This is a genomic window from Pseudomonas sp. GW456-L13 (assembly GCF_017350115.1).
Lineage (GTDB): Bacteria > Pseudomonadota > Gammaproteobacteria > Pseudomonadales > Pseudomonadaceae > Aquipseudomonas > Aquipseudomonas jessenii.
Window position 1 is genome coordinate 825186 of the sequence record NZ_JACNAS010000001.1, and the last position, 23752, is coordinate 848937.

The window sequence follows — 23752 nt, forward strand, 5'->3', positions numbered from 1 at the left end:
TCGTTTCATCAACCGGATGTGGAGCGTGCTATGGACCAGAAGACTTTTATAAAAACCCTGCGCAGCTGGCAGAACGGCTCGATCAGCCGCCGTGAGTTCCTTGGCCGCACGGGCCTTGGGATCGCCGCCGCCGTGGTCGCGACCAACATGCCCGGCCTGCTGACCTCCACCGCAGAAGCCGCCGAGCAAACCAGGCTCGGTGATCGCCTGTCGCTGGCGACCTGGCCGAACTACCACAGCCAGGAAAACCTCGACGCCTTCGGCAAGACCACCGGCGCCCGGGTGTCGATGAGCGTGTTCGGTTCCAACGAGGAAATGCTCGCCAAATTACAGGCCGGCGGCAGTGGCTGGGACGTGCTGGTGCCGACCAACTACACCATCAGCACCTACGTCGGCCTGGGCCTGATCGAGCCGCTGGACCTGTCGCGCATCCCCAACTTCGACGCCTCGGCGTTCCAGCAAAAGTTCATGGCCCAGGGCACGGTGGACGGCAAGGTCTACGCGGTACCGAAAAACTGGGGCACCACCGGCATGCTCTACGACGCCGGCAAACTGAAAAACGGCCCAGCCAGCTGGAAGGAATTCTGGGCCGCCGCCCAAGGCCCGGCCAGTGGCCGGACAATGGTCCACGACTACCAGTTGACCGCCATCGGCAACGCGCTGAAAAGCTTTGGCTACAGCTTCAACTCCCTGGACCCGAAAGAACTGGCCGATGCCGAAAAGCTGCTGATCGAGGTCAAGCCACACCTGTTCGCGATCAACTCCGACATCCAGCCGTCGATGCGCAGCGGCGATGCCTGGCTGGCGATGTCCTGGACCGGCGATGCTTCGCAACTGCACCGCGACAATGCGCAAATGCAGTTCGAACTGGGCAAGGAAGGTGGCGAGTTGTGGAGCGACTTCTTCGCGATTCCCAAAAGCTCGGAGCACAAGGATGCCGCCTACGCGTTCATCAACTACCTGCTCGATCCGCAGCACAACAAGCTGGAAGTGCTGAGCCACGGCTACCCGAGCGGCGACAAGCGTGTCGACGCGCTGCTGCCTGTGGCGATGCTCGACGATCCGATCATGTACCCGGCCGCCGAGGCCCTGAGCCCGCTGGAGTTCGGTGCCGCCGCGACGCTGACCAGCCCGGCGCGCGCCGAACTGATGGCGCGTTTCAAGTCCGCCTGATCGCTTGACCATGGCCAATGAGGAGTCACCCATGAATGCCGCCGCCCACCCGCAAACGGTGCAGCCGGGCCATGCCCTGTCGGTCGAGGTTCGCCAACGGCGCAGCCTCGGCCGGCGCATTACCCTGCTGATGCTCTTGCCTTCGACCCTGTGGTTCCTGCTGCTGTTGTTGATGCCGCTGGTGATCATCCTGGTCTTCAGTTTCGGCGAGCGCAGCGCCGTGGGCGGTTACGCCGGTGGCTTCACACTGGCCAACTACCTGAACCTCGGTTCTCGCGGCGCGGCGTTCAGCAACACGCTGATGTTGGCGCCGCTGGGCACCCTGGTGTGCCTGGTGGCGGCTTACCCATTGGCGTACTTCCTTGCGGTCAAGGTCACAAGGAACCGCTCGCTGTTGCTGACCCTGGTGATCGTGCCGTTCTGGACCAGTTTCCTGATCCGCACCTACGCGTGGATTTTCATCCTCAGCGGCAAGGGCATCCCGGCGCTGCTGGCCAGCCTGGGTCTTGAGGATGTACGGCTGATCAACACGCCGTGGGCTGTGCTGATCGGCATCGTCTACGGCTACCTGCCGCTGATGGTGTTCCCGATCTACGTCAGCCTGGAAAAACTCGACAAGCGCCTGCTCGAAGCCTCGGCGGACCTCGGTGCCAGCGCCTTCGAAAGTTTCCGGCGCATCACCCTGCCCTTGTCCGCGCCGGGGATCATCACCGGGGTGATGCTGGTGTTCATCCTGCTGATGGGCGAGTTCCTGATCCCGGCCATTCTCGGCGGTGGCAAAGTGTTCTTTGTCGGCAACGCGCTGGTCGACCTGTTCCTGCAATCGCGCAACTGGCCGTTCGGCAGTGCGCTGGCCATGACGTTGGTGGCGATGATGCTGCTGATCATCGGCGTGTATTTGAAACTGGTGGCGCGCTACGGCGGCCGCCCTGCCGACGGAGGCCTGTGACATGTGGCTGCGCAGCTATTCAACCTCGCTGTACCTGTTTCTCTACGCGCCGATTGCCTTGATCGTGCTGTTCAGCTTCAACGCCGGACGCAGTGGCCTGGCGTTCCAGTGCTGCTCGGTGCAATGGTTCGGCACCGCATTCGGCAACCCGTTCATCATGGAAGCCCTGGGCAACAGCGCGCTGATCGCCTTCAGTTCGGCGGTGATAGCCACGCTGTTCGGCACCCTGGCGGTGTTCGGCTTGCAGCGCTGCGGCGCCAAGGTGCGGATGCTGTTCGATGCCCTGACCTATTGCGCGATCATCGTGCCGGGCATCGTCATCGGCATCTCGACGCTGATTGCCTTCATCAGCCTGTTCGACCTGATCAACCCGTTGCTGGCGAGCTGGTTGCCAACGGTACCGAAGTTGAACATGGGGTTCTTCACCGTGATCGCCGCGCATTCGCTTTTCACCATGGCACTGGTGATGGTGATCGTGCGCAGCCGCGTCGATTCCCTGGACAAGGCCTTGCTGGAAGCCTCCGCGGACCTGTACGCGCCACCGATGGACACCTTCTGGCGGGTGACCCTGCCGCAGATCAGCCCCGCGATCATGGCCGGGTTCCTGTTGGCGTTCACCTTCAGCTTCGACGATTTCATCATCGCGTTCTTCGTTGCCGGTTCCGAAACGACGTTGCCGATCTACATCTTTTCCTCCATCCGCCGTGGCGTGACGCCGGAGATCAACGCAATTTCCACGGTAATCATCTGCGTGTCGCTGGCCCTGCTGTTCACTTCCCGCCATCTGCAAAACCGCCGCACCGGCGTCCAGGAGTCGCACCATGCGTGATCAGCTCTATATCAACGGCGAATGGGTCAGCCCGGACCTGGGCGGCTATCTGGACGTGATTGATCCGGCTACCGAACAGGCCTTCCACCGCGTGGCGGCGGGCACCGAAGAAGACGTCGATCATGCCGTGCGTGCGGCCCGGCGTGCCTTCGACAATGGCTGGGGCCAGACCAGCGGCGCCGAGCGCGGGCAATGGCTGGAGGCGCTGGCCGATGAACTGGAAAGTGGCCAGCAGGCGCTGGCGGAACTGGAAGTGCGCGACAACGGCAAACCCTTGCCCGAAGCGCAGTGGGACATTGGTGACGCCATCGCCTGTTTTCGCTATTACGCCGGGTTGGCCCGCGAACTGGATCAGCAACAGGATCAGCCGCTGGCCTTGCCGGACGCGCGTTTCTGCTGCCGCATCCGCCACGAACCGATTGGCGTGGCCGGGCAGATCATTCCCTGGAACTACCCGCTGCTGATGGCCGCGTGGAAGGTTGCGCCGGCTTTGGCTGCCGGGGCCACTGTGGTGTTGAAGCCGTCGGAACTGACGCCGCTGACCGCCCTGGAACTGGCCGCTGCCGCCGATCGTATCGGCTTGCCCGCCGGGGTGTTGAACCTGGTCACTGGCCTCGGCGCCGATGCCGGCAGCCCGCTCACCGAGCATCCGGGGGTGGACAAACTGGCCTTCACCGGCAGCGTGCCCACCGGCGCGAAAATCATGTCGGCGGCGGCCCGCGACATCAAGAACATCAGCCTGGAACTGGGGGGCAAGTCTGCGTTCATCGTGTTCGACGACGCCGATGTCGAAGCCGCCGTGGAGTGGATTTTGTTCGGGATTTTCTGGAACCAGGGCCAGGTGTGCAGCGCCACGTCTCGTCTGCTGGTGCAGGAAACCATCGCTGCGCGCCTGATCGAACGGCTGGTGGAGGAAACCCGCAAGATCAGCATTGGCCCAGGCATGCAGCCCGGCGTGCTGCTCGGTCCGCTGGTCAGCCAGGGCCAGTACGACAAGGTGCTCGGCTTCATCGACCAGGGCCTGGCCAGTGGCGCCCGTTTGCTCACGGGCGGACGGCGACCGGCGCACTTGCGCGAAGGTTACTTCGTCGAGCCAGCGATTTTCGACGAGCCTGGCCACAGCAGCATTTTGTGGCGCGAAGAAGTGTTCGGCCCGGTGCTGTGCATCAAGCGCTTCAAGACCGAAGAGCAAGCGCTGCAAATGGCCAACGCCAGTCGCTTCGGCCTGGCCGCCGCCGTGATGAGCGCGGACTTGCAGCGCACCGCCCGGGTCGCCAACCAGTTGCGTGCAGGGATCGTCTGGGTCAACTGCTCGCAACCGACCTTCGTCGAAGCCCCCTGGGGCGGCATGAAACACAGCGGCATCGGCCGCGAACTGGGCCAATGGGGGTTACACAATTACCTGGAGGTCAAACAGGTAACCGAGTACGTCAGCGACCAGCCTTGGGGGTGGTACTTGAAGTAAACAGGTCACACGGTGGGAGCGAACTTGCTCGCGATAGCGGTGGGTCAGCCAGTATCTCTGTTGGATGTGCCGGCCTCTTCGCGGGCAAGCCCGCTCCCACAGGGATGGTGGCCAACCGCAGGATTGGCGTTCACTGAAGATCAAAACTGTGGGAGCGAGCTTGCTCGCGATAGCGGTGGGTCAGCCAGTATCTCTGTTGGATGTACCGGCCTCTTCGCGGGCAAGCCCGCTCCCACAGGGATTGTGACTAGCCGCAGGATTGGCGCTCACTGAAAGTCAAAACTGTGGGAGCGAGCTTGCTCGCGATAGCGGTGGGTCAGCCAATATCTCTGTTGGATGTGCCGGCCTCTTCGCGGGCAAGCCTGCTCCCACAGGGATGGTGGCCAACCGCAGGATTGGCGTTCACTGAAGATCAAAACTGTGGGAGCGAGCTTGCTCGCGATAGCGGTGGGTCAGCCAACATCTTTGTTGGATGTGCCGGCCTCTTCGCGGGCAAGCCCGCTCCCACAGGGATGGTGGCCAACCGCAGGATTGGCGTTCACCGAAAGTCAAAACTGTGGGAGCGAGCTTGCTCGCGATAGCGGTGGGTCAGCCAGTATCTCTGTTGGATGTGCCGGCCTCTTCGCGGGCAAGCCCGCTCCCACAGGGATGGTGGCCAGCCGCAGGTTTGGCGTTCACTGACGATCAAAACTGTGGGAGCGAGCTTGCTCGCGATAGCGGTGGGTCAGCCAGTATCGCTGTTGGATGTGCCGGCCTCTTCGCGGGCAAGCCCGCTCCCACAGGGATTGTGACCAACCGCAAGATTAGCGTTCACTGAAGATCAAAACTGTGGGAGCGAGCTTGCTCGCGATAGCGGTGGGTCAGCCAATATCTTTGTTGGATGTACCGGCCTCTTCGCGGGCAAGCCCGCTCCCACAGGGATTGTGACCAGCCGCAGGATTGGCGTTCACTGAAGATCAAAACTGTGGGAGCGAGCTTGCTCGCGATAGCGGTGGGTCAGCCAGTATCTCTGTTGGATGTACCGGCCTCTTCGCGGGCAAGCCCGCTCCCACAGGGATTGTGACCAACCGCAGGATTAGCGTTCACCGAAAGTCAAAACTGTGGGAGCGGGCTTGCTCGCGATAGCGGTGGGTCAGCCAGTATCTCTGTTGGATGTGCCGGCCTCTTCGCGGGCAAGCCCGCTCCCACAGTGTCCCGGGCTTAACTGACCGGCATTTGCCTCTGGAGAGCCGCTTTTTTTCAGGACTGTCCCGCCCTAAAAACCTTTATCAAAGCGGAATGAGGCGCCGTAAGCAGAATCCGGTAAATGGCTGGCGCCATCGTCCCGTAACCGCGAACGGAAAGTACCGCTCTGTGGCTGGGTACGATACAAGCCGCGTTTTTGCAGTTCAGGAATGATCAGTTCAACGAAGTCCTCAAGGCTGCCCGGGCTGATCAGCGGGTTGAGCATGTAGCCGCTGGTGCCGGAAATACGGGCGTGCTCTTCGATCCGATCGGCCACTTGTTGCGGCGTTCCCACCAAAATCAGATCACTGCCCCGGGTGACATTGGCAAAGCGCTGTTTGACATCGCCGGCGGTCAAGGGCTTGCCACTGCCATCAGGACGCATCACATAGGAAGTCATGCCTTCGGTGTGAGTGGACAACGCGTCGCTGTCCGCGTAGCGGCTGATGTCGATACCGGTATCACCGGCATAGCTCACCAGTTGCGCCTGCAAGTGATAGTTGCTTTGCAGTTCGTCATATTTGCGTTGGGCTTCGATCTCGGTCCTGGCTGTGACGATGCGAAGTACTGTCAGTGATTTGACATCCCCGGCATGACGCCCCCGTGCCCTGGCCTGCGTCCATATATCTTCCAATCCCTGGCGAATCTCCAGCGGGTTGGACTTGGCGATGAAAATCAGTTCGGCGTGCTTGGCTGCAAACTCGCGGCCGCGGCCTGACCAACCGGCCTGGATCAGCAAGGGTGTGCGTTGCGGTGACGGGGATGTCAAATGCGGCCCGGCCACCCGATAATGCTCGCCAACATGATTGATCGGTCGCACGCGATCGCCCTTGGCATAGACCTGGCGAGACTTGTCGGCAACCACGGCATCGTTTGCCCAGCTGCCTTCCCAGAGTTTGTAGACCACATCGAGAAATTCATCTGCGCGTTCATAGCGATCATCGTGCTTGATCATCTGCTCCAGGCCGAAGTTGCGAGCGGCGCTGGTCAGGTAGGAGGTGACGATGTTCCAGCCGACCCGGCCATTGGTCAGGTGGTCCAGCGTGCTGAAGCGCCGGGCGTGGGTGAAAGGATGCTCGTAACTGGTGGTGACAGTGACGCCGAAGGCGAGGTTTTCCGTCACGGCGGCCAATGCCGGGATGATCATCAACGGGTCGTTGGCCGGTGCTTCCACCGCCCACTTCATGGCCGCGTCGGCATTACCGCCAAACACATCGTAGAAACCCAGCACATCACCAAAAAACAGCATGTCGAGATGAGCCTGGTCGGCGATGCGTGCCAGGTTCGACCAGTAGCCCAGCGAGTTGATGGTCAGTCGCTCGTCGGCCGGGTGCGTCCAGAGGCTCGGCGCGCCGCCACAGCCAACGCTGGCTTGCTCGTATAACGCAAACAACAGAGGTTTTGGATCGGACATCGTAGTACCTGTAAAAAGTCATTAAACGGACGGGTCAGCGCTGATGCTTGAAACCTTTGCCGTAGTGGCGTTCAAGACGGTTCTGTATCAACTCCAGTCCAATGGACAGGAGCCAATAGATAACGGCTGCGGTGGTGAGCATTTCGATGTAGCGATAAGACGAGCGACCGTACGACTGCGCCAGGAACATCACTTCCCAGACCCCCATCACCGATATCAACGATGAGTCCTTGAGCATTGATATGAACTGACTGGTTGTCGGGGGAATGATCGTGCGCATGGCTTGCGGCAGGACGATGTGCAGGAACGTTGCCACCGGCCCCAGCCCCAGAGCCATCGCCGCTTCGCGCTGTCCGGGTGCTACAGCCATGATGCCGGCACGAAAAATCTCGCTGAGGTAGGCACCGTAATTGAGCGACAGCGCAATGATTCCCGCGCTGATGGCGCCCGGCACGACACCCAACTGCGGCAGCCCCAGGTAGATCAGCAGGATCTGGATCAACAGTGGAGTACCGCGAAAGAAAGACGCATAGAAACTGGCAACGCCGAAGGCCACTGCACTGCGAGACAGGCGCGCCAGTGCCGTCACGAAGCCAAGGAGCAACGAAAGCCAGATCGAACAGAAGCACAGGAACAGTGTCAGCGCGGCGCCTTGCAAGAAACCGTCAGGCCCCAAATGCAGGCCGACCAGATTGGGCAACTTCTGCGCAATGATCGAGAACTTCAGATCGAAGCTCATGAAAAACATGACGCACAGGCCAAACAGCACTGCCCAGGTCAAATACAGGCGAGTGCGAAAACCAGGTAGCGGGCTGAAACGATGCGTCTCGGTTTCGGGGGCGACAGCCGTCTTGGCCGGGTGTGGATTGAGGGCTGTCATTGGCTGATATCGGCACCGATCCACTTCTGTGAAATCTTGCTTAATGTGCCGTCGGCCTTGAGCTGGGTCACGACCTCAGTGACTTTGGCATTCCATTGCGGATCACCCTTTTCGATCGCTACCACGTTGGGCTCTGCATACAGCGTGTCGCCGGCAATTTTAAAGCGAGGATCCTGGGCGATGCGTTCGCGAGCAGTGATGAGGTTGGTGACCATGGCATCCAGGCGCACGCCCGTACCCAAGGCCAGGTCCTGGAAGGCGACCGTTTCGTTGTCGTATGGCGCGATCTGGACACTTTCGAATGGATAGCTCAACGGCTTGTCCTCGGCGCCCTCAATCACCAGATCCTTGTTCAAATAGGCTTCATAGGTCGACGCACTGATCACGCCGACTTTTTTACCTGACAGATCCTTGCCCGTGACAATGTTCTTGTCTTTGGCATTGACCACGATCACCGCCGGTGACTGGTAATACGCCACCGGAAAGTCGAACACTTCGGCCCGTGCCTTGCTCGGGGTCATCGAGCAGACGCAGATGTCATATCGTCCGTTCCAGTGGCCGGCAGCGATGACATCCCAAGACGGAGTCTGCAGCTTCAGCTTCACCCCTAGCCGTTGCGCAACGGCCTTGGCGACATCGACGTCAAACCCGTCCAGTTGGTTCTGTTCATTGAGAAAGGAGAATGGCGGATAGCTTTCCATCAGAACGCCGGTCAGCTCCCCGCTCCTGGTTACGCGATCCAGAGTTGCGCCCGCCAAAGCCGTCGAGCAGGTAGCCAGTAATGCCAAGCCAAAAGGTAAAAGCGCCTTAGTTTTCACAGACAAGTGCTCCAATCGATTCAAAATACTGAATAGATTAAAACGCACTATAAAAATAGTTTGTACTAGCTTTATGGAATATAAGACTGCGTTCAAGCTATATTGGATCAAGCGGTTCAGGTGCTTGAACCGCTGACTCTTGGTGGCAAGCAACACCCCGACAGATCCGGTCCGGGCGTTGCTCTTTCTTCAGCGATAGCAATCGAGCAGGCGTGCGGCGACTTCCTTCAATTGCGCGTCGACCAGACGGTTGATCCCGGCAGCACGCTTGCGCCCGCCCCCCGTGGGAAACTGCCGGCAGAAGGCATCCGCCGCCAGCCCGGCCTCTTCCGGTACCCGCAGGCTGAACGCCCAGTCGCCATCCGCCCTGGCGCTGAGCAAGCCGATCGCCTTGCGTGGCGCACCGGCCGCCAGCTGGTTGGCCAGCACACCACTGACCCGCCGCGCCCAGGGTTGCGCGGGCAGGCGGTACAGCTGCGCGCCCCGGCCCTCGTGCCAGGGTTCAAGGCCTGCGGCTGCAGCGATGTCGGCGGCGTGGCCGGTGCGCAGGGTGGTGAAGCTTGTGCTGTGGCGGATGAAGTCCAGCGGGTCGTGGTAAGGCAGCAGCTCGGCGGCCAGCGCCAGCGGCTCGAAGTGCAAGTCCGACAGGCTGTCGCCATAGGCGTTGTAGTTGAGCAGCAGGCCCAGTTCCTCCAGGGCATGCACCTCATCGTCGGCCAGGCCATGCTGCGCCGCCAGCACCCGGGCCGGGCCGGCCAGGCCGTCACCAAAGGCGGCGGCCACCGCCCAGCGGTGATGACGCCCGTCCAGGTAGGTGTTGACCAGCAGGCTGGTACACACCTGGGCGGCCGTGTCGATGAAGGACTCGAATGCCGGATGCTGCGGCAGTTCACCGGCAAAGTGGTGGTCGAAGTAGCGTACCCGGGTGCCGGCGTCGAGCAGGCGCCGGGTGGCCTCGCGGTTCTGCTCGTGGGCCACGTCCAGCACCGTGACCCGCTCGCCGGGCCCGGCCTGGACCCGGCGCAACAACTCGATGTCGCGCTTGACCCCGCTGACCAGGCGCACCTGCGGATCCAGTTCACCCGCCAGGCGCAACTGCTGCAGGGCGCACAGACCGTCGGCATCGCCGTTGAAAGCGCAGTGATCGATTGTGTTCATCTGCCCTGCTCCTCAGTACATGACTTCGCCGCCGTTGGCATCGAGTTGCGCACCATTGATCGCACTCGCGTAGTCCGATGCCAGAAACAACGCAGCGCGGGCGCACTCCTCGTCGCTGCGCATGCGCCCGCCAGGGATGCCGGCACTGAACTCGGCGCGCACCTGCTCTTCGCTGACACCCCGGGCGGCAGCGCTCTGGCGTACCAGTGCCTGCACCGGCTCGCCCCACATCCAGCCACAGGCCAGAGCGTTGACCCGCAAACCGTGGGCCGCCTGCTCGCTGGCCAGGTAGCGCACGCTGGCTGCCAGGGCGCTTTTCGACGCGGCATAGGCCGCCCCACCCTGATACGGTTTGCGCACACCCAGGGTGTTGATCATGACGATCGCCCCCGCGCCCTGCGCGCGCATTGGCGCCAGCACCGCGCGGCTCATGTTCAGCGAGCCCAGCAGGTTGACCTCCAGGGCCTCGCGCAGCGGGTCGTTGTCCGCCTCGTCCACCGCCTGGAAACCACCATGGGAAAAGGCGCTGTTGATCAGCGCATCGATACGGCCGAATTGCTCGAGGGTGGCTTCGGCGAAACGATTGCAGGCCTGCACATCGGTGATATCGGTGGCCACGCACAGCACTTCGCAATGCCCGGCGACCGCCTTGATGCGCTGTTGTGCCTCAAGCAGTCGGCCCTTGTCGCGGGCGCCGATGGCCACGGCCCGCGCCCCTTCGTGCGCGGCCTCCAGGGCCAGTTTGATACCCAGCCCGGGGCCGACGCCCGAGACCATCACGACTTTGTCTTTAAGCAGCATGGGATGAATCCTCTTATTGTTATGGGGCAGGCTCAGGCGCTCAGATGCCGGGCGCGGTACTCGGCGTAGTCACGCTGCAGCAGCGCATCGCTGAGGCCGAACTGGTCAGGGCTGTAGTGATGGGCAGCGCGTTTTTCCCGGCCATTGACGGACAACCATTGGCCCATCTCTGCCTGAACCTTTGCCGTGCATTCAAGGCCGGCGAAGCGATAGATGCGCTCGACCACGGCTTGGGGCGCGGCCAGGGTGTCTTCGAACTGCACATCGAGAAAGCGCCCGGCCGGCATGCCCTCGCGCACCGCCATGGCATGGCGCAAGGCCCGCGCCATGCGCCGGTTCCACTGTTCGCCGACGGCTTGGGCATCGGCCTGGTCGCTGTACAACTGCCACAGGGTATGGATGAAGCTGGCCAGCGAGGGAATGGTCCTGGCCGGTTCGCGATGGGTGAGCACCACCTGCGCACCGGGGAACACTTCGAACAACAGCTCCAGGGTATGCAGGTGCTGCGGGCTCTTGAGCAACCAGCGCCGGCCGGGGGCGATGCCACGGCGCGCCTGCTGCCATTGCAGGAACTGCAGGGAGCGCTTGAGGTAACGGTAGACCTGGGTCTGGTCCTGACGGTCGAGCCAGGCGGTGTAGCTGGGGACGTTGACGTAGGAGTCCATGGCGCAGAGGAACGAGTGCTCCATCAGCATGAACTCTTCGTCGGGCTGCTCGGCGTCCAGTGGGTGAATGGCCAGCAGTTGCGGAAGGAACTCGACCATCGCCGCCACTTCGGCGCGCGCCCGACCTAGGCGCTGCAACGGCTGCTCCAGGGTTTCCCCGTCGAGAGGCGCCGGGTAGCGGGTTTCCCACCACTGCGCCTTGCTGAACTGCGGGTCCACCGCCAGGGTGCGTTGCAGCAGCGTGGTGCCGGTGCGTGGCAGGCCGACGATCACCAGTGGGTCGTTGATTTCCAGCTCGAGGATTTGTGGGTAACGCCGACAGTGATCCTCGATGATCAGACGGTTGACCAGTTGCGCCAACAGTTTCTCACGCAACAGTCCGCGCCCCGACACGGATAGCCGCGCTTCTTTTTCCAGGGCGTCAGCCAGCACCACCAGGCCCTGGCGAAAGTCGCCGGGGCCGAAATCGTCGAGGCCGCCCGCACGTACGCAAGCTTCAGCCAGCAAGGTATCCAGGGCGAAGTCATTGGCACTCATCGCACAAGCTCCTTCAGATCATTGAGTTTGACCACGCGAGTCGTTGGCTGCACCGGCTGCTTTGCTCCCACCCATCGCAGGCAGAGGGTGCCATGGGGATGGCCGGCAGTTTCCAGCCAGTTCGCCAGACCAGGGTCAACACCGCAGAGGATCATGCGCAAGCGGCCATCCGCCTCCAGTCGCGCCGACTGTTTGTTCAGACAGATGCGGTGATAGCGGTAGTCGAGCGACTCCATCCAGTAGTTGTTGATCTGCACGTTCCAGAAATCGCAGTCGGGCACCTGATCGACCTCGATCAGCAATGCCTCGTCATCAGCCAGAGCCCAGTAGGAGTGGTAATAGAAAATGTTCGGGTCGCCCCCCACCGACTGGCACAGTGCCTGGTCGGCGGCGGGCAGTTGATTGGTGTGCTTCTGATAACCCTGAGCCCAGTCGGCGAATAACCGCGCGGTGTTCTCGACGAAACTTCCCACCCGCTGCAGGCTTTGTTGCAAGCGCGGCGCATTCAGCGGTTCGGGTGTCTGGCGGGCATTGAGGCGTTCAATGCGCAGTTGCGCCGGCTGCTCGCTGCTACGGTCCAGAAAGGTTTGGCGGACAATCAAGGCATTGCTCTGCGGTTCGAGCCGCAGCCAGTTACCGATGCCGGGGGGATGCTGGCTGAGGATGATTTCGAAGTTGCCCTCGGCATCCGACTGCAACATGCCTGCATCGAGAAAGCCGGTCTGGATCATCTTGCCATCCGTTTCGTAGCCCCCCTTCTGGGAACCGAAACTGAGGTAGGCAACACTGCCGCGCTGGCCGCTGACCCGATACTCGTGCGCGCCGTTGAGGCGCGCATAGCTATACAGATTATCGGGGTTGTCGGCGCCAATTTTCGCGGTTTCATGGGAGGGAGTGATGAAGCCCGGGAAGTCCGGATCGGCAAATTCCAGGTGCATTTCCAGTGCAATGCGCAGCAAGCGCGTGAGATAGCGAAATCCTTCGGCGCGGGTCTGCACATCGGCCGGAGCCTCGGCGCGCAATATTTGCTCGCCGCTACGCCGCAGTTGCTCGCAGAAGAGGTTCCAGCTTTCGCCGCTGAGCACCTCCTGATCGATCCTGTCTGTAACCATGTCGGTCTCCTCTGTTGGCGGAAAGCCCGCCGCTGCCAGTGACCTTAGGGAGCACCCCCTTGCCGATTCTTCGTCCAAGCGGACTAAATCGCCTGCTAGTCCGCACGGACGAGGAGCCGTGCGCCGTGAGCGGCGAGGATCGCGCCTGAGCCCATGGCTTACTTCCCGCCGCAGTTCGTGGCGCGCAGTCATCCTCAGAGGAGTTACCCATGACCGCAGAGAAAAATCTGGTCCGTTCAGTGACCGTGGACATCGCCGCACCGGCCGAATTTGTCTGGTCGGTACTGATCGACCTGGTGCGTTATCCGCAGTGGAACCCCTACACCGTCAAGGTCGAGTCCAGCTTGCGACTGGGCGAACCGGTCAATCTGTTTCTGCCCGATCCGGGACGACCTGGTGAACTGCTGCACGTGATCGAGTACCTGGCTGACTTCGAACCCCACCGGTTACTCGCCTGGGAGATGTATGCCAACGCCGACAATCCCGACGCTGCCCGTCGCGAGCAGCACATCGAGCCCACCGGCGCGGCCAGTTGCCGCTACCACACCACCGACCAGTTCCTCGGCGCCACCGCCGACCAGGTCATGACCGATCATGGCGCTTGGGTCAAACAAGGGTTCGATGCTGTTGCCCACGCCCTCAAGATCCGTGTCGAGACGCTGTACGCGTCCGTCGCGTGACCTGCAGCTGCCGGCGCCTCTTCGTCCAAGCAGACGAAGAAGTGCCGGCGGTGCTTTACCTACCGTGGTGTTCAGCCGGCGCCAATCCCGGCAGAACTCGAGGAGGTATTCGATGTTGACTCATCTGCAATGGCTGGAAGCGGAAAGCATCCAGATCATCCGTGAAGTGGTGGCCGAGTGTGAAAACCCGGTGATGCTCTACTCCATCGGCAAGGACAGCGCGGTCATGCTGCACCTGGCGATGAAAGCCTTCGCCCCGGGCAAGCCGCCCTTCCCCCTGCTGCACGTGGACACCACCTGGAAGTTTCGCGAAATGATCGCCTTTCGCGACCAGACCGCCGAACGCCTGGGCCTGGAACTGCTGGTGCACATCAACCCCGAAGGCGTGGAAAAGGCCATCGACCCTTTCATCCACGGCTCGGCCTTGCACACCGATGTGTGGAAGACCCAGGGCCTGAAGCAGGCCCTGGACCACTACGGTTTCGATGCCGCGTTCGGCGGCGCCCGGCGCGACGAGGAAAAGTCGCGGGCCAAGGAGCGGGTGTTTTCGCTGCGCTCCGAGCAGCACCGCTGGGACCCCAAGCAGCAGCGCCCGGAGCTCTGGCACCTGTACAACACACGCAAGCGCAAGGGTGAAAGCCTGCGGGTGTTCCCGCTGTCGAACTGGACCGAGCTGGACATCTGGCAATACATCTACCTGGAACAGATCCCCATCGTGCCCTTGTACTTCGCCAAGGAGCGCCCGGTGGTACGCCGTGACGGCACGCTGATCATGGTCGACGACGAGCGCCTGCCGCTGCTGCCGGGAGAAACCCCGGAACTGCGCAAGGTGCGCTTCCGCACCCTGGGCTGCTACCCGTTGACCGGCGCCATCGACAGTGACGCCGACAACCTGCCGGCGATCATCGGCGAAATGCTGGTCAGCCGCACCTCGGAACGCCAGGGCCGCCTGATCGACAGCGACTCGGCGGGCTCCATGGAGAAGAAAAAACAAGAGGGGTATTTCTGATGAACGCAATCACCGACGCACGCAATGGCGACCTGACGCCCTACCTGCAACAACAGCAGAACAAGCAGCTGCTGCGCTTCATCACCTGTGGCAGTGTCGACGACGGCAAGAGCACCCTGATCGGCCGACTGCTGTATGAATCCAAGGTGTTGTTCGAGGACCAGCTTGGCCAGCTCGAAGCCGACTCGAAAAAGCTCGGCACCCAGGGTGACGAACTGGATTTCGCCCTGCTGGTCGACGGCCTGAGCGCCGAGCGCGAGCAAGGCATCACCATCGATGTGGCTTACCGCTTCTTTGCCACCGACAAGCGCAAGTTCATCGTCGCCGACACCCCCGGCCACGAACAGTACACCCGCAACATGGTCACCGGCGCGTCCACCGCCGACCTGGCGGTGATCCTCATCGACGCCCGCCAGGGCTTGCTGACCCAGACCCGCCGGCACAGTTACCTGGTGTCGCTGCTGGGCATCCGCAAGGTGGTGGTGGCGATCAACAAGCTCGACCTGGTGGACTACTCCCAGGCGGTGTTCGAGCGCATCGAAGCCGAGTATCGCGCCTTCGCCGCACAGATCGGCCTGCAGGATATCCAGTGCATCCCGCTGTCGGCGCTGCGCGGCGACAACATGCTCCAGGCCAGCCCCAACACGCCCTGGTACCAGGGCCCGAGCCTGCTTGCCTACCTAGAAGACGTACCGCTGGAGCAGGACCGGCAGAGCCAGGCAGCGTTCCGTCTACCGGTGCAGTGGGTGAACCGGCCGAACCTGGATTTTCGTGGCTATTGCGGCAACGTCGTGGCCGGCAGCGTGCGCGTCGGCGAGCGCATCCGCGTGCTGCCCTCGGGCCAGCAGAGCGAGATCACCGGCATCCTTGGCAGTGCCGGGGAGCAGCAGCAAGCCCTGTGCGGCCAGGCCGTGACCCTGACCCTCAAGGACGAGATCGATATCAGCCGCGGCGACCTGATCGCCCTGGCCGACACCCCGCCGGCGGTGGCCGACCAGTTCGAAGCGACCCTTGTATGGATGGACGAACAACCCCTGCTGCCGGGGCGCCCGTACCTGATGAAGATCGGTTGCCGCACCGTCGGCATGAGCTGCGCCAACCTCAAACACCGGGTCGATGTGAATAGCCTCGAGCACCTGGCGGCCAAGACCCTGGAGCTGAACGGCATTGGCGTATGCAACCTGCACCTGGACCGGCCGATCGCCTTCGATGCTTATGCCGACAACCGCGATACCGGGGGCTTTATCGTTATCGACCGCCTGAGCAATCGCACGGTCGGTGCCGGTATGCTGCACTTCGCCTTGCGTCGTGCGCAGAACGTGCACTGGCAGGCCATCGACGTCAACCGCGAGGCCCACGCCGCGCTCAAGGGCCAGTCGCCACGGGTGCTGTGGTTTACCGGTTTGTCCGGCGCGGGTAAATCGACCATCGCCAACCTGGTCGAGCGCAAGCTGCATGCCCTGGGCCGGCACACCTATCTGCTCGACGGCGACAACGTGCGCCACGGCCTGAACCGCGACCTGGGCTTTACCGAAGCCGACCGGGTGGAAAACATCCGCCGGGTCGCTGAGGTGGCCAGGCTGATGCTTGATGCCGGACTGATCACCCTGGTCTCGTTCATCTCGCCGTTCCGGGCCGAGCGTGACATGGCCCGCAGCCTGGCCGGTGACGGCAACTTCCTCGAGATCTTCATCGATGCACCGCTGGCCCTGGCCGAGCAGCGCGACCCCAAGGGCCTGTACCTCAAGGCCCGGCGTGGTGAGCTGAAGAACTTCACCGGCATCGACTCGCCCTACCAGCCGCCAGTGGCGCCGGATATCCATATCGACACCCGGCACGAGTCTGCCGAGGCCGCCGCCGAACGCATAGTCGAAGCCCTGCTGGCGCTGTAAGAGCTACCGGGCGCAGCCTGCCCCTTGGGCATGCGCTGCGCCCGTCAGCGCCTAGGCCAAACGGACGATTTTGCCGCCGTGACCCCGGTCGATACTCGCCCATGACAACACGCAGCCAAAGAGGCGCGCATGACCCTGCCCTTTTCCACCTGCCCGGACCTGCACGCCAGCATCGACATCCCCTCTGCCGAGCTCAGCAACCTGCTCGGGCTGGTCTACCACGGCACGCTGGAGCCCACGCCCTGGGCCAGTTTGCTGGAAGCCCTGCGCCAGCGATTCGCCGCCAGCTTCTTCACCCTGGTGCTGCGCAACCCCGACCATGAACGCCCCGGGCTGATCGTCAATGCCTCGGTGCATGGCGCGCTGTTGCCCGGCGAGCCCTCTTACAGCGAACACTTCTATTCGATCTGCCCGTTCCTCGACTGGCCCGCGGACCAGGTGGCCAGTGCCGACCAGGTGCTGGGCACGGAGGCCTGGCTGGCCCATGATTTCTACCGCAACTACCTGCACCCCCTGGACCTGCGCGATGTGCTGGTGGCCAACATGCGCACTGCCGCCGGCATGCACTGCGCACTGTTCGCCTGCCGCGACCACGCCAGCGAAGCGTTCACCCCGGCGCAAATCAACCTGATCCGCCTGTTGCTGCCGCACCTGCAACAGGCGGTGGACCTGCACTCGGCGGTGGATCAACTGGATGCCGAACGCCAGCTCTACGCGGCAACCATCGACCGCCTGATGGTGGGCACGGCCATCCTCGACGAGAACGGCCGGATGATGCGTTGCAACCGTGCCGCCCAGCGCCTGTTCGACAGCCATGACGGTCTGGAGTGCAAGCACGACAAGCTCTGTGCCTTCGCCAACCATGAGAACCGCACACTGCAGCAGGCCATCCAGGCCGTGTTGAAACAACGCCCCCGCGGCCTCGACGACCTGCAAGTCCTGACCCTGTCGCGGCCCAGCGGTGAGATGCCGCTGAACCTGCTGCTGCGCCCGATTGCCATGAACTACCAGACCCACAACAGCGCCCGACGCCCGGCAGTGGTGGTGTTCATCCGCGATCCGGCCGACTCGCCACAAGCCTCGCGTGACCTGCTGCGTAGCCTGTTCCAACTGACCCGCACGGAAACCGAAGTGGCCATGCTGGTCATGGACGGCCAGACCCTCGATGAGACAGCCGAGTCACTCGGGGTTTCGCGCAACACCGTGCGCGCTCACTTGCGCGGTGTATTCGCCAAGACTGGCGCCACGCGCCAGGCGCAACTGGTCAAGACCTTGCTCAATAGCGTGGCGTCGTTGGGGTAGCTGTCTGCATAAACTCAACCGCGCACCAGGTAGGCCCCCGGGGGAACCCGATGTCGCAGCTTCTTGCATTTGCCGGGTGCGGGCTGATGCCCCGCCGGGCGATCAGGAAACCAGATTCGGCATTTGCCCGGACGCGGCATATGGCCGCGGGGAATCTCGACCTCAGCGTACGCCCGCTCTGGCTCGGCATTAGTCATTTGTAATTTTCCTTCGAGCCCGGCTCTGCCAGTCGACGGCGCATCCAGAAGCTGATCTGCCTCTGCGCGAGCCAAGTTGCCAGCGTCGTTCCCAGTGTCCGGAGTGGATTGCTCAGCAACGGCCACTTCCGCTTCGCGACGCCTTTGGGCTTCCTCCTCCAGCCCCTTCTGTACTGCGACCACGCCCTCTTTTGCATTGGGTGGGGTACCCGAAGATTGGGCCTGCTGCGCCGCCTGGATCAATTGGAAGTTGCGGTTGCGGAGCTCGACGTTGCGACCAACCCGTATGTTCGAGCGCGCCGCCAGGGTTTCAGCCTGCTGGTACTGCCCCTGCTGAAGGCGCAACACACCCAGGTAATGCAACGTCGCGGGATTGTTCGGCTGGATATGCAGGGCACGCTCCAGCGTGGCGGCGGCCTGGTCCAGTTGGCCATTTTCATACTGGCGCGAGGCGGTTTCGATCAGGGTGGTTGATGCGCTGTTACTCTGCGCCGGCGCGCTTCGTTCGGCAGCAACCGAACAAAGCGACGGGACAGCGCAGAACACCAGGATGAAGCCCGGCAGAAAACTCTTGGTTGGCATCAGGGGGCGGACTCGACTGAATTCAAACGGCACTGCCGTAAAACAGGCCACAACGCTGTTCGGCATTTGCGATACAGGGCCGCTATTGACCTGGCCAATACCCTGAAGTTCCTGCTGCAACGACCGTCGCGACCAGTACCATTTTTTACCACCCCCAACATCCAGGCACGATCTGTTGCTGTTCTTCACGCAGGGCGCAAAACGGCCAAGAGCCGTCGTTCAGGACAGTACAAACGGCTGACTTTTCACTCTGGCGAAGAAGAGTGAATGAGATATCTTGTCGAGCTGTCGATACGCTCAACATTCCAAGGAAGCCAATGCTCAGTTCACTCGTATCAAATGGTCAGCCACAAACGCCTGACCGGTTAGAACTGACGGCCCCCTGGTGGAGTTTTACGAAAACAGTCCTGGCTGCGACAGCCCTGTCGTTGGTACGTGACGGGCTCATCGGACTGGACGACCCGATTTCTGATCAGCCTTTCACGTTACGCCAGCTACTGCGGCATGAAGCAGGTCTGGCCGATTACGGCGAACTTGCGGAGTACCACGCCGCTGTTACGAACAGTGAGCCAGCCTGGTCGGCAGATGAAATGATGCAACGCCTTGACGGTGCTCGACTTCGATGCAATCCCGGAACCGATTGGCATTACTCGAATGTTGGCTACTTGCTCATCGGCAGGCTTATTGAACGGCTAACTGATCTGACGCTTGATGATGCGGTGACTCAACGTGCACTTACTCCTCTGGGCCTGTCGAACGTTCGCTTTGCTAAAACGCGAGCAGACTTACAAAAGACCCATCTTGGAAGCACCTCAAATTATGACCCCGCGTGGGTCTATCATGGCTTGCTGATCGGCCCAATTTCCCAAGCAGCGCTATTTCTGGATCGACTCCTCTGCGGTGAACTGCTCTCCACGGGCTTGCTCCAGGAAATGCAGACAGCACGAACATTGGGCGGCCCGATTCCCGGGCGCCCATGGATCATTCCGGGCTATGGCCTAGGTGTGATGCAAGGGTCGATTGACGGCGGACATTCCCTATGCGGGCACACAGGCTGCGGGCCAGGCAGTGTCATTGCTGTCTACCGTATCCGCGACGGCGACGCATCGGCTTGTTGCGCTGTTTTTGAAGCGGGTGCCAGTGAAGGTGCCGTCGAAGCCATCGCGGTGAAACAGCTGATGCAAGTTATGCGCGGTGGCTGACGACGGCTAAGTCCTTTTGGCGTCGACCTCATGATTCGCCGGATGACCGCTTCACGCCCTGAGGAAGTCAGTCAACCAAAAATCGTCAGGCGTATTCAACGGAACATTCCATTTAAGGATTTTCTGCCTCGGGCGCACGGAAGGCCTTACTGTAATAGCCGGACTGGTCGAAACAGCAAACCTGCTTCTTGCCGGTTGCAAGCATATCGCAGGCATCACCAATTCGCTTTTCGCGCGTCTTGAGTTGCTTGGCTGAAGTAATCCAGTGGATCCAGTCTACTCGTGCGATGGTCGTTGTATTGTTCCAAACTTTACGAGCCTCAGGAGTGGCTGCCAGTGCCTCCTCAAAGTCTGCCGGGATGTCAGGCTCGGGTTCCTTTTTCACGGGGGTTAGCTCGAGTGTAACGATATCCCCAACGGCCACACCTGCGGCGTCGAGTAACTCGCTACTTACCTTCAGCCAATGGCTCAGCTGACCATCGGGCTCAAGGGTTGCCTGGAAATGGTGCCCATTGATTGTGCCTTCAACTGTCGTCCTTCCCCGCCTCGGAAGCGGTTCACTCGCGTCTCTTGGCAGTACTGCGAACGCCCACGACGTATCATTACCGGGCTTTGCCGGACGAAGAAGCTTTGCTTCGAATCGGGATTTCACATCGATTACTGTCATTGCCACTCCTCCAACTAATATGCCTGACTACTTTCTGGCAACATCACTGTAGCGTTCAAATGCGACATTGATGACGCCGAGATGAGCGCTTAGTTATCCATCACCTCGTCCAGTGCCTTCTCGAGGGTGCTGACCGTGCGCTCGATATTGTGCAGCTTTTCGAGTCCGAACAGACCGATGCGAAAGGTCTGGAAATCGGCCGGCTCGTCGCATTGCAACGGCACTCCGGCGGCGATCTGCAGGCCGAGGCTGGCAAATTTCTTACCGCTCTTGATGTCGGCATCATCGGTGTAGCTCACCACTACGCCAGGAGCCTGAAAGCCGGCTGCGGCCACGCTTTTGATGCCTTTGCCGGTCAACATTGCGCGCACCCGATCGCCCAGAGCCTGTTGTTCGCCGCGGACCTTGTCGAAACCGTAGGCTTGCGTCTCTTTCATCACTTCGTTGAATCGCGCGAGGGAATCGCTGGGCATGGTCGCATGGTAGGCATGTCCGCCCTGTTCGTAGGCCTGCATGATCTGAAGCCACTTTTTCAGATCGCAGGCGAAGCTGCTGCTCTGCGTCTGCTCGATGCGCTCTAGGGCCAAAGCACTGAGCATCACCAGGGCGCAGCACGGGGAGGCGCTCCAGCCTTTCTGCGGTGCGCTGATCAGCAGGTCGACTGCGCATTTGTGCATATCAACCCAAATCGTGCCTGAGGCGATGCAGTCCAGCACGAACAGGCCACCCACCGCATGCACCGCGTCGCCAACAGCCCGCAGGTACTCGTCGGGCAGGATAATCCCTGATGAGGTTTCAACGTGGGGGGCGAAGACAATCTGCGGTTTCTGCGCCGCAATGGCTGCCAGCACTTCGTCCAGAGGGGGTGGAGCGTAGGCAGCCTGGCGACCTGTGTCGACCGGTCGGGCTTTGAGCACCGTGGTGGCCGCCGGGATGTTGCCCATCTCAAGGATCTGGCTCCAGCGATAACTGAACCAGCCGTTGCGTATCACCAGGCATTGCTGGCCGGTGGCAAACTGTCGCGCCACCGCTTCCATGCCGAATGTGCCGCTGCCCGGCACCACCGCAACAGCCTGGGCGTTGTAGACCTGTTTCAGGGTCTTGGAAATGTTCTTCATCACGCCTTGAAATGACTGCGACATGTGGTTGAGTGAGCGGTCGGTGTAGACCACTGAGTACTCGACCAGCCCCTCGGGATCGATACTGGGATATAGCTTTGACATGGGTGACTCCTTTGGCAGGGATCTCAGTGGTATCGACCCTGCCCTAAGCCTTGGCAAATGACAAGATTGCTCGGGATTGAATTGCGACTTCTGTCGAGCGGCTGGCAGCATCAGGTCGATTACTGGACGTAGCAATGCTCGCAGGTCGCTGCTGAGTTGTGGGAGGGGGGGCTTAAAGGTTCAAAAGTGTTTGAAACCCCAAGGGGAATTCATTTTTGGACATTGCGGTTGGGCGGTAGCCGGATCGATACGCCGCTCGCGCCTAGCACATGGGGCCTAGGCGCTGCGCCGATAAGGATGCTCCCGGTCTATAGAGCCCGGGGAGATTCAATTTGTTGAGAAGTGTCGTCTATTTGGACGCAGTATCCATATAAGACTTTACCGCCGCGAGCCCAGGTTGACCTTCCACTGTTTGAACATCAAGCAACGTTCTATCAAGCCATTCGGGATGGGCACTCAGCCATTTTTTTACCGCAGAGCGTGGGTCAAGGCCACCATTGATCACGTAGTCCATCATGGTGTTTTCGGCATCGATGGAAAACTCCAGATTTTTCAGGAGTTGGCCCACGTTAGGGCATTCCTCCAGATATCCCGTACGCACGTCGGTCCGCACCGACGATGCGCCGAAATTTGCTCCGTAGTACTTGTCACCGCCTGACAAATATTCCAGTTCAATATTCTTGTTCATTGGGTGAGGTGCCCAGCCCAGAAACACAATCCAGTCGTTCTTTCTGATTTGCCTGCCGACTTGTGTCAGCATGCCCTTCTCACTGGACTCAACCAGGCTCCAGCTACCCAGGTTATACGCGTTATCCGCGATGAGGTTCTGGATCGGTTTGTTTCCGCCTGGCTCTACTCCATAGATTTTCCCGCCAAACTTTGACTTGTAAGTGTCCAGGTCAGCATAGCTTTTTACACCTTGCTCATAGACGTATCGCGGAACCGCCAAGGTAAATTTTGCGCCCGTGAGGTTCACTCGCACTGTCTGAATCGACTTGTTGTTGTAGTAAGGCTGAGCCGCCTCGATCAATGCGGGATCCCATGTTCCGAGGAACACGTCGATACTCTTGCCTTCCATCGCCTTGTAGGCAATTCCCGTCGATAACGTTATGACTTTTGGGGCGTAGCCCAGTCCTTCCAATACTGCTGTGGTCAAAGACGTCGTCAACGTGATGTCGGTCCATCCCACCTCTGCGAACTGAGGCGCGCGACACCCCACAGGGTCCGCGGCGCCGGCAATCCCCTGGAATGTCATCAACAGCACGGCACAACCGATAGCACTGCTTTTCATACCGGATCCCCTTGCGTTCTCTTGTTTTTTGGAGAATCCAGTGATAACTTTTTTTTCATTGAGTGTCCAATGAAAAAAGAGAGCCCCCCATGCCAAAGGTCGGAATGCAGGAAATCAGAAGGAAGCAGCTCGTTGAGGCGACGCTCACCCTCATTGGTGAGCAAGGCATGGCGGGGACGAGCATGGCTCAGGTCAGCGCCCGTGCGGGGTTGGCCAACGGCATCGTCCACCACTATTTCTCGGACAAGAATGCTTTGCTTGAAGCCACCTTGAGAGAGCTGAACAAACGCATAAATGCCGAGATCTTTGCGCGCCTGCGAAAGTCCGCAACACCCGCTGAGCGTGTTCTCGCGTTTGTGGACGGGAACGTCAGTGCCTTGAACCTGACGCGAGACAATGTCGCGGCCTGGCTCGCTTTCTGGGCCCAGGTACCGCAGTCCCCCAAACTGCAGCGGGTACAGAACATCGTTGCGCGCAGGAGCCACTCCTTACTTTTCCATGCCTTGTCAAAAAGCATGGACAAGGCAATAGCCCATTCCAAGGCGCAAATGATCGCGATCTTCATCGACGGCTTATGGTTGAGGGCTGCGGTCGATTGCAACCCGGACACGATCGATGATTCGCGTCGTTTGGCTTACGAGTTCCTCAACAACGTACTTGGTTATGATCTGGAGGCGTAGAA

The 23752-nt window shown here is 61.0% G+C and carries 21 protein-coding genes; 10 read left to right on the forward strand and 11 right to left on the reverse strand.

Features of this window, described 5'->3' with window-relative positions; genetic code table 11:
- The first annotated feature begins 30 nt into the window (after positions 1–30).
- From J4D25_RS03560 to J4D25_RS03575, 4 genes are read left to right on the forward strand one after another with little or no spacing between them, the layout of a single operon-like run.
- Positions 31–1173, forward strand: coding sequence for a PotD/PotF family extracellular solute-binding protein (locus tag J4D25_RS03560; RefSeq protein WP_057715263.1), 1143 nt, complete (start codon positions 31–33; stop codon positions 1171–1173).
- Between the two features lie 31 nt (positions 1174–1204).
- Positions 1205–2122: an ABC transporter permease gene (locus J4D25_RS03565; RefSeq protein WP_057715264.1), complete on the forward strand. Its 918-nt coding sequence runs from the start codon at positions 1205–1207 to the stop codon at positions 2120–2122.
- 1 nt (position 2123) lies between these two features.
- Positions 2124–2951, forward strand: a complete 828-nt coding sequence (locus tag J4D25_RS03570; RefSeq protein WP_057715265.1) for an ABC transporter permease — start codon at positions 2124–2126, stop codon at positions 2949–2951.
- A complete protein-coding gene (locus tag J4D25_RS03575) occupies positions 2944–4416 on the forward strand; it encodes an aldehyde dehydrogenase family protein (RefSeq protein ID WP_057715266.1) in 1473 nt (490 codons plus the stop codon). Before J4D25_RS03570 ends, J4D25_RS03575 begins: the two co-directional genes overlap by 8 nt.
- 1255 nt (positions 4417–5671) lie before the next feature.
- On the opposite strand, the gene J4D25_RS03580 is transcribed toward J4D25_RS03575, so the two are convergent.
- The 7 genes from J4D25_RS03580 to J4D25_RS03610 form a co-directional block, all read right to left on the reverse strand.
- A complete protein-coding gene (locus J4D25_RS03580) occupies positions 5672–7054 on the reverse strand; it encodes an LLM class flavin-dependent oxidoreductase (RefSeq protein WP_057715267.1) in 1383 nt (460 codons plus the stop codon).
- 34 nt (positions 7055–7088) lie between these two features.
- Positions 7089–7934, reverse strand: a complete 846-nt coding sequence (locus J4D25_RS03585) for an amino acid ABC transporter permease (protein WP_057715268.1) — start codon at positions 7932–7934, stop codon at positions 7089–7091.
- Positions 7931–8752 (reverse strand): ABC transporter substrate-binding protein, encoded by an 822-nt coding sequence (locus tag J4D25_RS03590; RefSeq protein WP_057715269.1) that lies wholly within the window; start codon positions 8750–8752, stop codon positions 7931–7933. The genes J4D25_RS03585 and J4D25_RS03590 overlap by 4 nt, the downstream gene beginning before the upstream one ends.
- Before the next feature lie 189 nt (positions 8753–8941).
- The gene (locus J4D25_RS03595; protein ID WP_057715270.1) at positions 8942–9910 is read right to left on the reverse strand and encodes a DHH family phosphoesterase; all 969 of its coding nucleotides are present in this window, start codon (positions 9908–9910) and stop codon (positions 8942–8944) included.
- A gap of 12 nt (positions 9911–9922) precedes the next feature.
- Positions 9923–10711, reverse strand: coding sequence for an SDR family oxidoreductase (locus J4D25_RS03600; RefSeq protein WP_057715271.1), 789 nt, complete (start codon positions 10709–10711; stop codon positions 9923–9925).
- A gap of 32 nt (positions 10712–10743) precedes the next feature.
- Positions 10744–11913, reverse strand: coding sequence for a sulfotransferase (locus tag J4D25_RS03605; protein ID WP_057715272.1), 1170 nt, complete (start codon positions 11911–11913; stop codon positions 10744–10746).
- Positions 11910–13025, reverse strand: a complete 1116-nt coding sequence (locus J4D25_RS03610) for a DUF1214 domain-containing protein (protein ID WP_057715273.1) — start codon at positions 13023–13025, stop codon at positions 11910–11912. The genes J4D25_RS03605 and J4D25_RS03610 overlap by 4 nt, the downstream gene beginning before the upstream one ends.
- A 209-nt stretch (positions 13026–13234) precedes the next feature.
- Here J4D25_RS03610 and J4D25_RS03615 point away from each other — a divergent pair, with 209 nt between their 5' ends.
- The 4 genes from J4D25_RS03615 to J4D25_RS03630 all read left to right on the forward strand — a co-directional run bounded on the left by J4D25_RS03615 (position 13235) and on the right by J4D25_RS03630 (position 17908).
- Positions 13235–13705, forward strand: coding sequence for an SRPBCC domain-containing protein (locus tag J4D25_RS03615; protein WP_057715274.1), 471 nt, complete (start codon positions 13235–13237; stop codon positions 13703–13705).
- On the forward strand, positions 13647–14714 hold the full coding sequence (cysD, locus tag J4D25_RS03620; protein ID WP_258536478.1) for a sulfate adenylyltransferase subunit CysD: 1068 nt from the start codon (positions 13647–13649) through the stop codon (positions 14712–14714). Before J4D25_RS03615 ends, cysD begins: the two co-directional genes overlap by 59 nt.
- Positions 14714–16606 (forward strand): sulfate adenylyltransferase subunit CysN, encoded by a 1893-nt coding sequence (gene cysN, locus J4D25_RS03625; protein WP_057715276.1) that lies wholly within the window; start codon positions 14714–14716, stop codon positions 16604–16606. Before cysD ends, cysN begins: the two co-directional genes overlap by 1 nt.
- 129 nt (positions 16607–16735) lie before the next feature.
- A complete protein-coding gene (locus J4D25_RS03630) occupies positions 16736–17908 on the forward strand; it encodes a helix-turn-helix transcriptional regulator (RefSeq protein WP_057715277.1) in 1173 nt (390 codons plus the stop codon).
- A gap of 14 nt (positions 17909–17922) precedes the next feature.
- Here J4D25_RS03630 and J4D25_RS03635 read toward each other — a convergent pair whose 3' ends face one another.
- Positions 17923–18687 carry a tetratricopeptide repeat protein gene (locus J4D25_RS03635; protein WP_057716626.1) on the reverse strand — a complete coding sequence of 255 codons (765 nt, stop codon included), beginning with the start codon at positions 18685–18687 and terminating at the stop codon, positions 17923–17925.
- Between the two features lie 317 nt (positions 18688–19004).
- On the opposite strand from J4D25_RS03635, the gene J4D25_RS03640 reads away from it, so the two are divergent.
- Positions 19005–19889: a serine hydrolase gene (locus J4D25_RS03640; protein WP_057715278.1), complete on the forward strand. Its 885-nt coding sequence runs from the start codon at positions 19005–19007 to the stop codon at positions 19887–19889.
- A 112-nt stretch (positions 19890–20001) separates the two neighbouring features.
- On the opposite strand, the gene J4D25_RS03645 is transcribed toward J4D25_RS03640, so the two are convergent.
- The 3 genes from J4D25_RS03645 to choX form a co-directional block, all read right to left on the reverse strand.
- Positions 20002–20556 (reverse strand): YdeI/OmpD-associated family protein, encoded by a 555-nt coding sequence (locus tag J4D25_RS03645; RefSeq protein ID WP_057715279.1) that lies wholly within the window; start codon positions 20554–20556, stop codon positions 20002–20004.
- A gap of 89 nt (positions 20557–20645) precedes the next feature.
- A complete protein-coding gene (locus J4D25_RS03650) occupies positions 20646–21779 on the reverse strand; it encodes an aminotransferase class V-fold PLP-dependent enzyme (protein ID WP_057715280.1) in 1134 nt (377 codons plus the stop codon).
- 349 nt (positions 21780–22128) lie between these two features.
- On the reverse strand, positions 22129–23070 hold the full coding sequence (choX, locus tag J4D25_RS03655) for a choline ABC transporter substrate-binding protein (protein WP_057715281.1): 942 nt from the start codon (positions 23068–23070) through the stop codon (positions 22129–22131).
- 89 nt (positions 23071–23159) lie between these two features.
- Here choX and betI point away from each other — a divergent pair, with 89 nt between their 5' ends.
- Positions 23160–23750 carry a transcriptional regulator BetI gene (betI, locus tag J4D25_RS03660; protein ID WP_057715282.1) on the forward strand — a complete coding sequence of 197 codons (591 nt, stop codon included), beginning with the start codon at positions 23160–23162 and terminating at the stop codon, positions 23748–23750.
- Positions 23751–23752: the final 2 nt, after the last annotated feature.

Coding starts and splice junctions, on each gene's coding strand:
- J4D25_RS03610 (WP_057715273.1), bottom strand. CDS start 13,025: ATGGTTACAGACAGGATCGATCAGGAGGTGCTCAGCGGCGAAAGCTGG.
- J4D25_RS03565 (WP_057715264.1), top strand. CDS start 1,205: ATGAATGCCGCCGCCCACCCGCAAACGGTGCAGCCGGGCCATGCCCTG.
- J4D25_RS03605 (WP_057715272.1), bottom strand. CDS start 11,913: ATGAGTGCCAATGACTTCGCCCTGGATACCTTGCTGGCTGAAGCTTGC.
- cysD (WP_258536478.1), top strand. CDS start 13,647: ATGCTGTTGCCCACGCCCTCAAGATCCGTGTCGAGACGCTGTACGCGT.
- J4D25_RS03635 (WP_057716626.1), bottom strand. CDS start 18,687: ATGCCAACCAAGAGTTTTCTGCCGGGCTTCATCCTGGTGTTCTGCGCT.
- J4D25_RS03630 (WP_057715277.1), top strand. CDS start 16,736: ATGACCCTGCCCTTTTCCACCTGCCCGGACCTGCACGCCAGCATCGAC.
- J4D25_RS03600 (WP_057715271.1), bottom strand. CDS start 10,711: ATGCTGCTTAAAGACAAAGTCGTGATGGTCTCGGGCGTCGGCCCCGGG.
- J4D25_RS03580 (WP_057715267.1), bottom strand. CDS start 7,054: ATGTCCGATCCAAAACCTCTGTTGTTTGCGTTATACGAGCAAGCCAGC.
- J4D25_RS03640 (WP_057715278.1), top strand. CDS start 19,005: ATGCTCAGTTCACTCGTATCAAATGGTCAGCCACAAACGCCTGACCGG.
- J4D25_RS03650 (WP_057715280.1), bottom strand. CDS start 21,779: ATGTCAAAGCTATATCCCAGTATCGATCCCGAGGGGCTGGTCGAGTAC.
- J4D25_RS03570 (WP_057715265.1), top strand. CDS start 2,124: ATGTGGCTGCGCAGCTATTCAACCTCGCTGTACCTGTTTCTCTACGCG.
- cysN (WP_057715276.1), top strand. CDS start 14,714: ATGAACGCAATCACCGACGCACGCAATGGCGACCTGACGCCCTACCTG.
- J4D25_RS03645 (WP_057715279.1), bottom strand. CDS start 20,556: ATGACAGTAATCGATGTGAAATCCCGATTCGAAGCAAAGCTTCTTCGT.
- J4D25_RS03585 (WP_057715268.1), bottom strand. CDS start 7,934: ATGACAGCCCTCAATCCACACCCGGCCAAGACGGCTGTCGCCCCCGAA.
- J4D25_RS03615 (WP_057715274.1), top strand. CDS start 13,235: ATGACCGCAGAGAAAAATCTGGTCCGTTCAGTGACCGTGGACATCGCC.
- J4D25_RS03575 (WP_057715266.1), top strand. CDS start 2,944: ATGCGTGATCAGCTCTATATCAACGGCGAATGGGTCAGCCCGGACCTG.
- J4D25_RS03595 (WP_057715270.1), bottom strand. CDS start 9,910: ATGAACACAATCGATCACTGCGCTTTCAACGGCGATGCCGACGGTCTG.
- J4D25_RS03560 (WP_057715263.1), top strand. CDS start 31: ATGGACCAGAAGACTTTTATAAAAACCCTGCGCAGCTGGCAGAACGGC.
- betI (WP_057715282.1), top strand. CDS start 23,160: ATGCCAAAGGTCGGAATGCAGGAAATCAGAAGGAAGCAGCTCGTTGAG.
- choX (WP_057715281.1), bottom strand. CDS start 23,070: ATGAAAAGCAGTGCTATCGGTTGTGCCGTGCTGTTGATGACATTCCAG.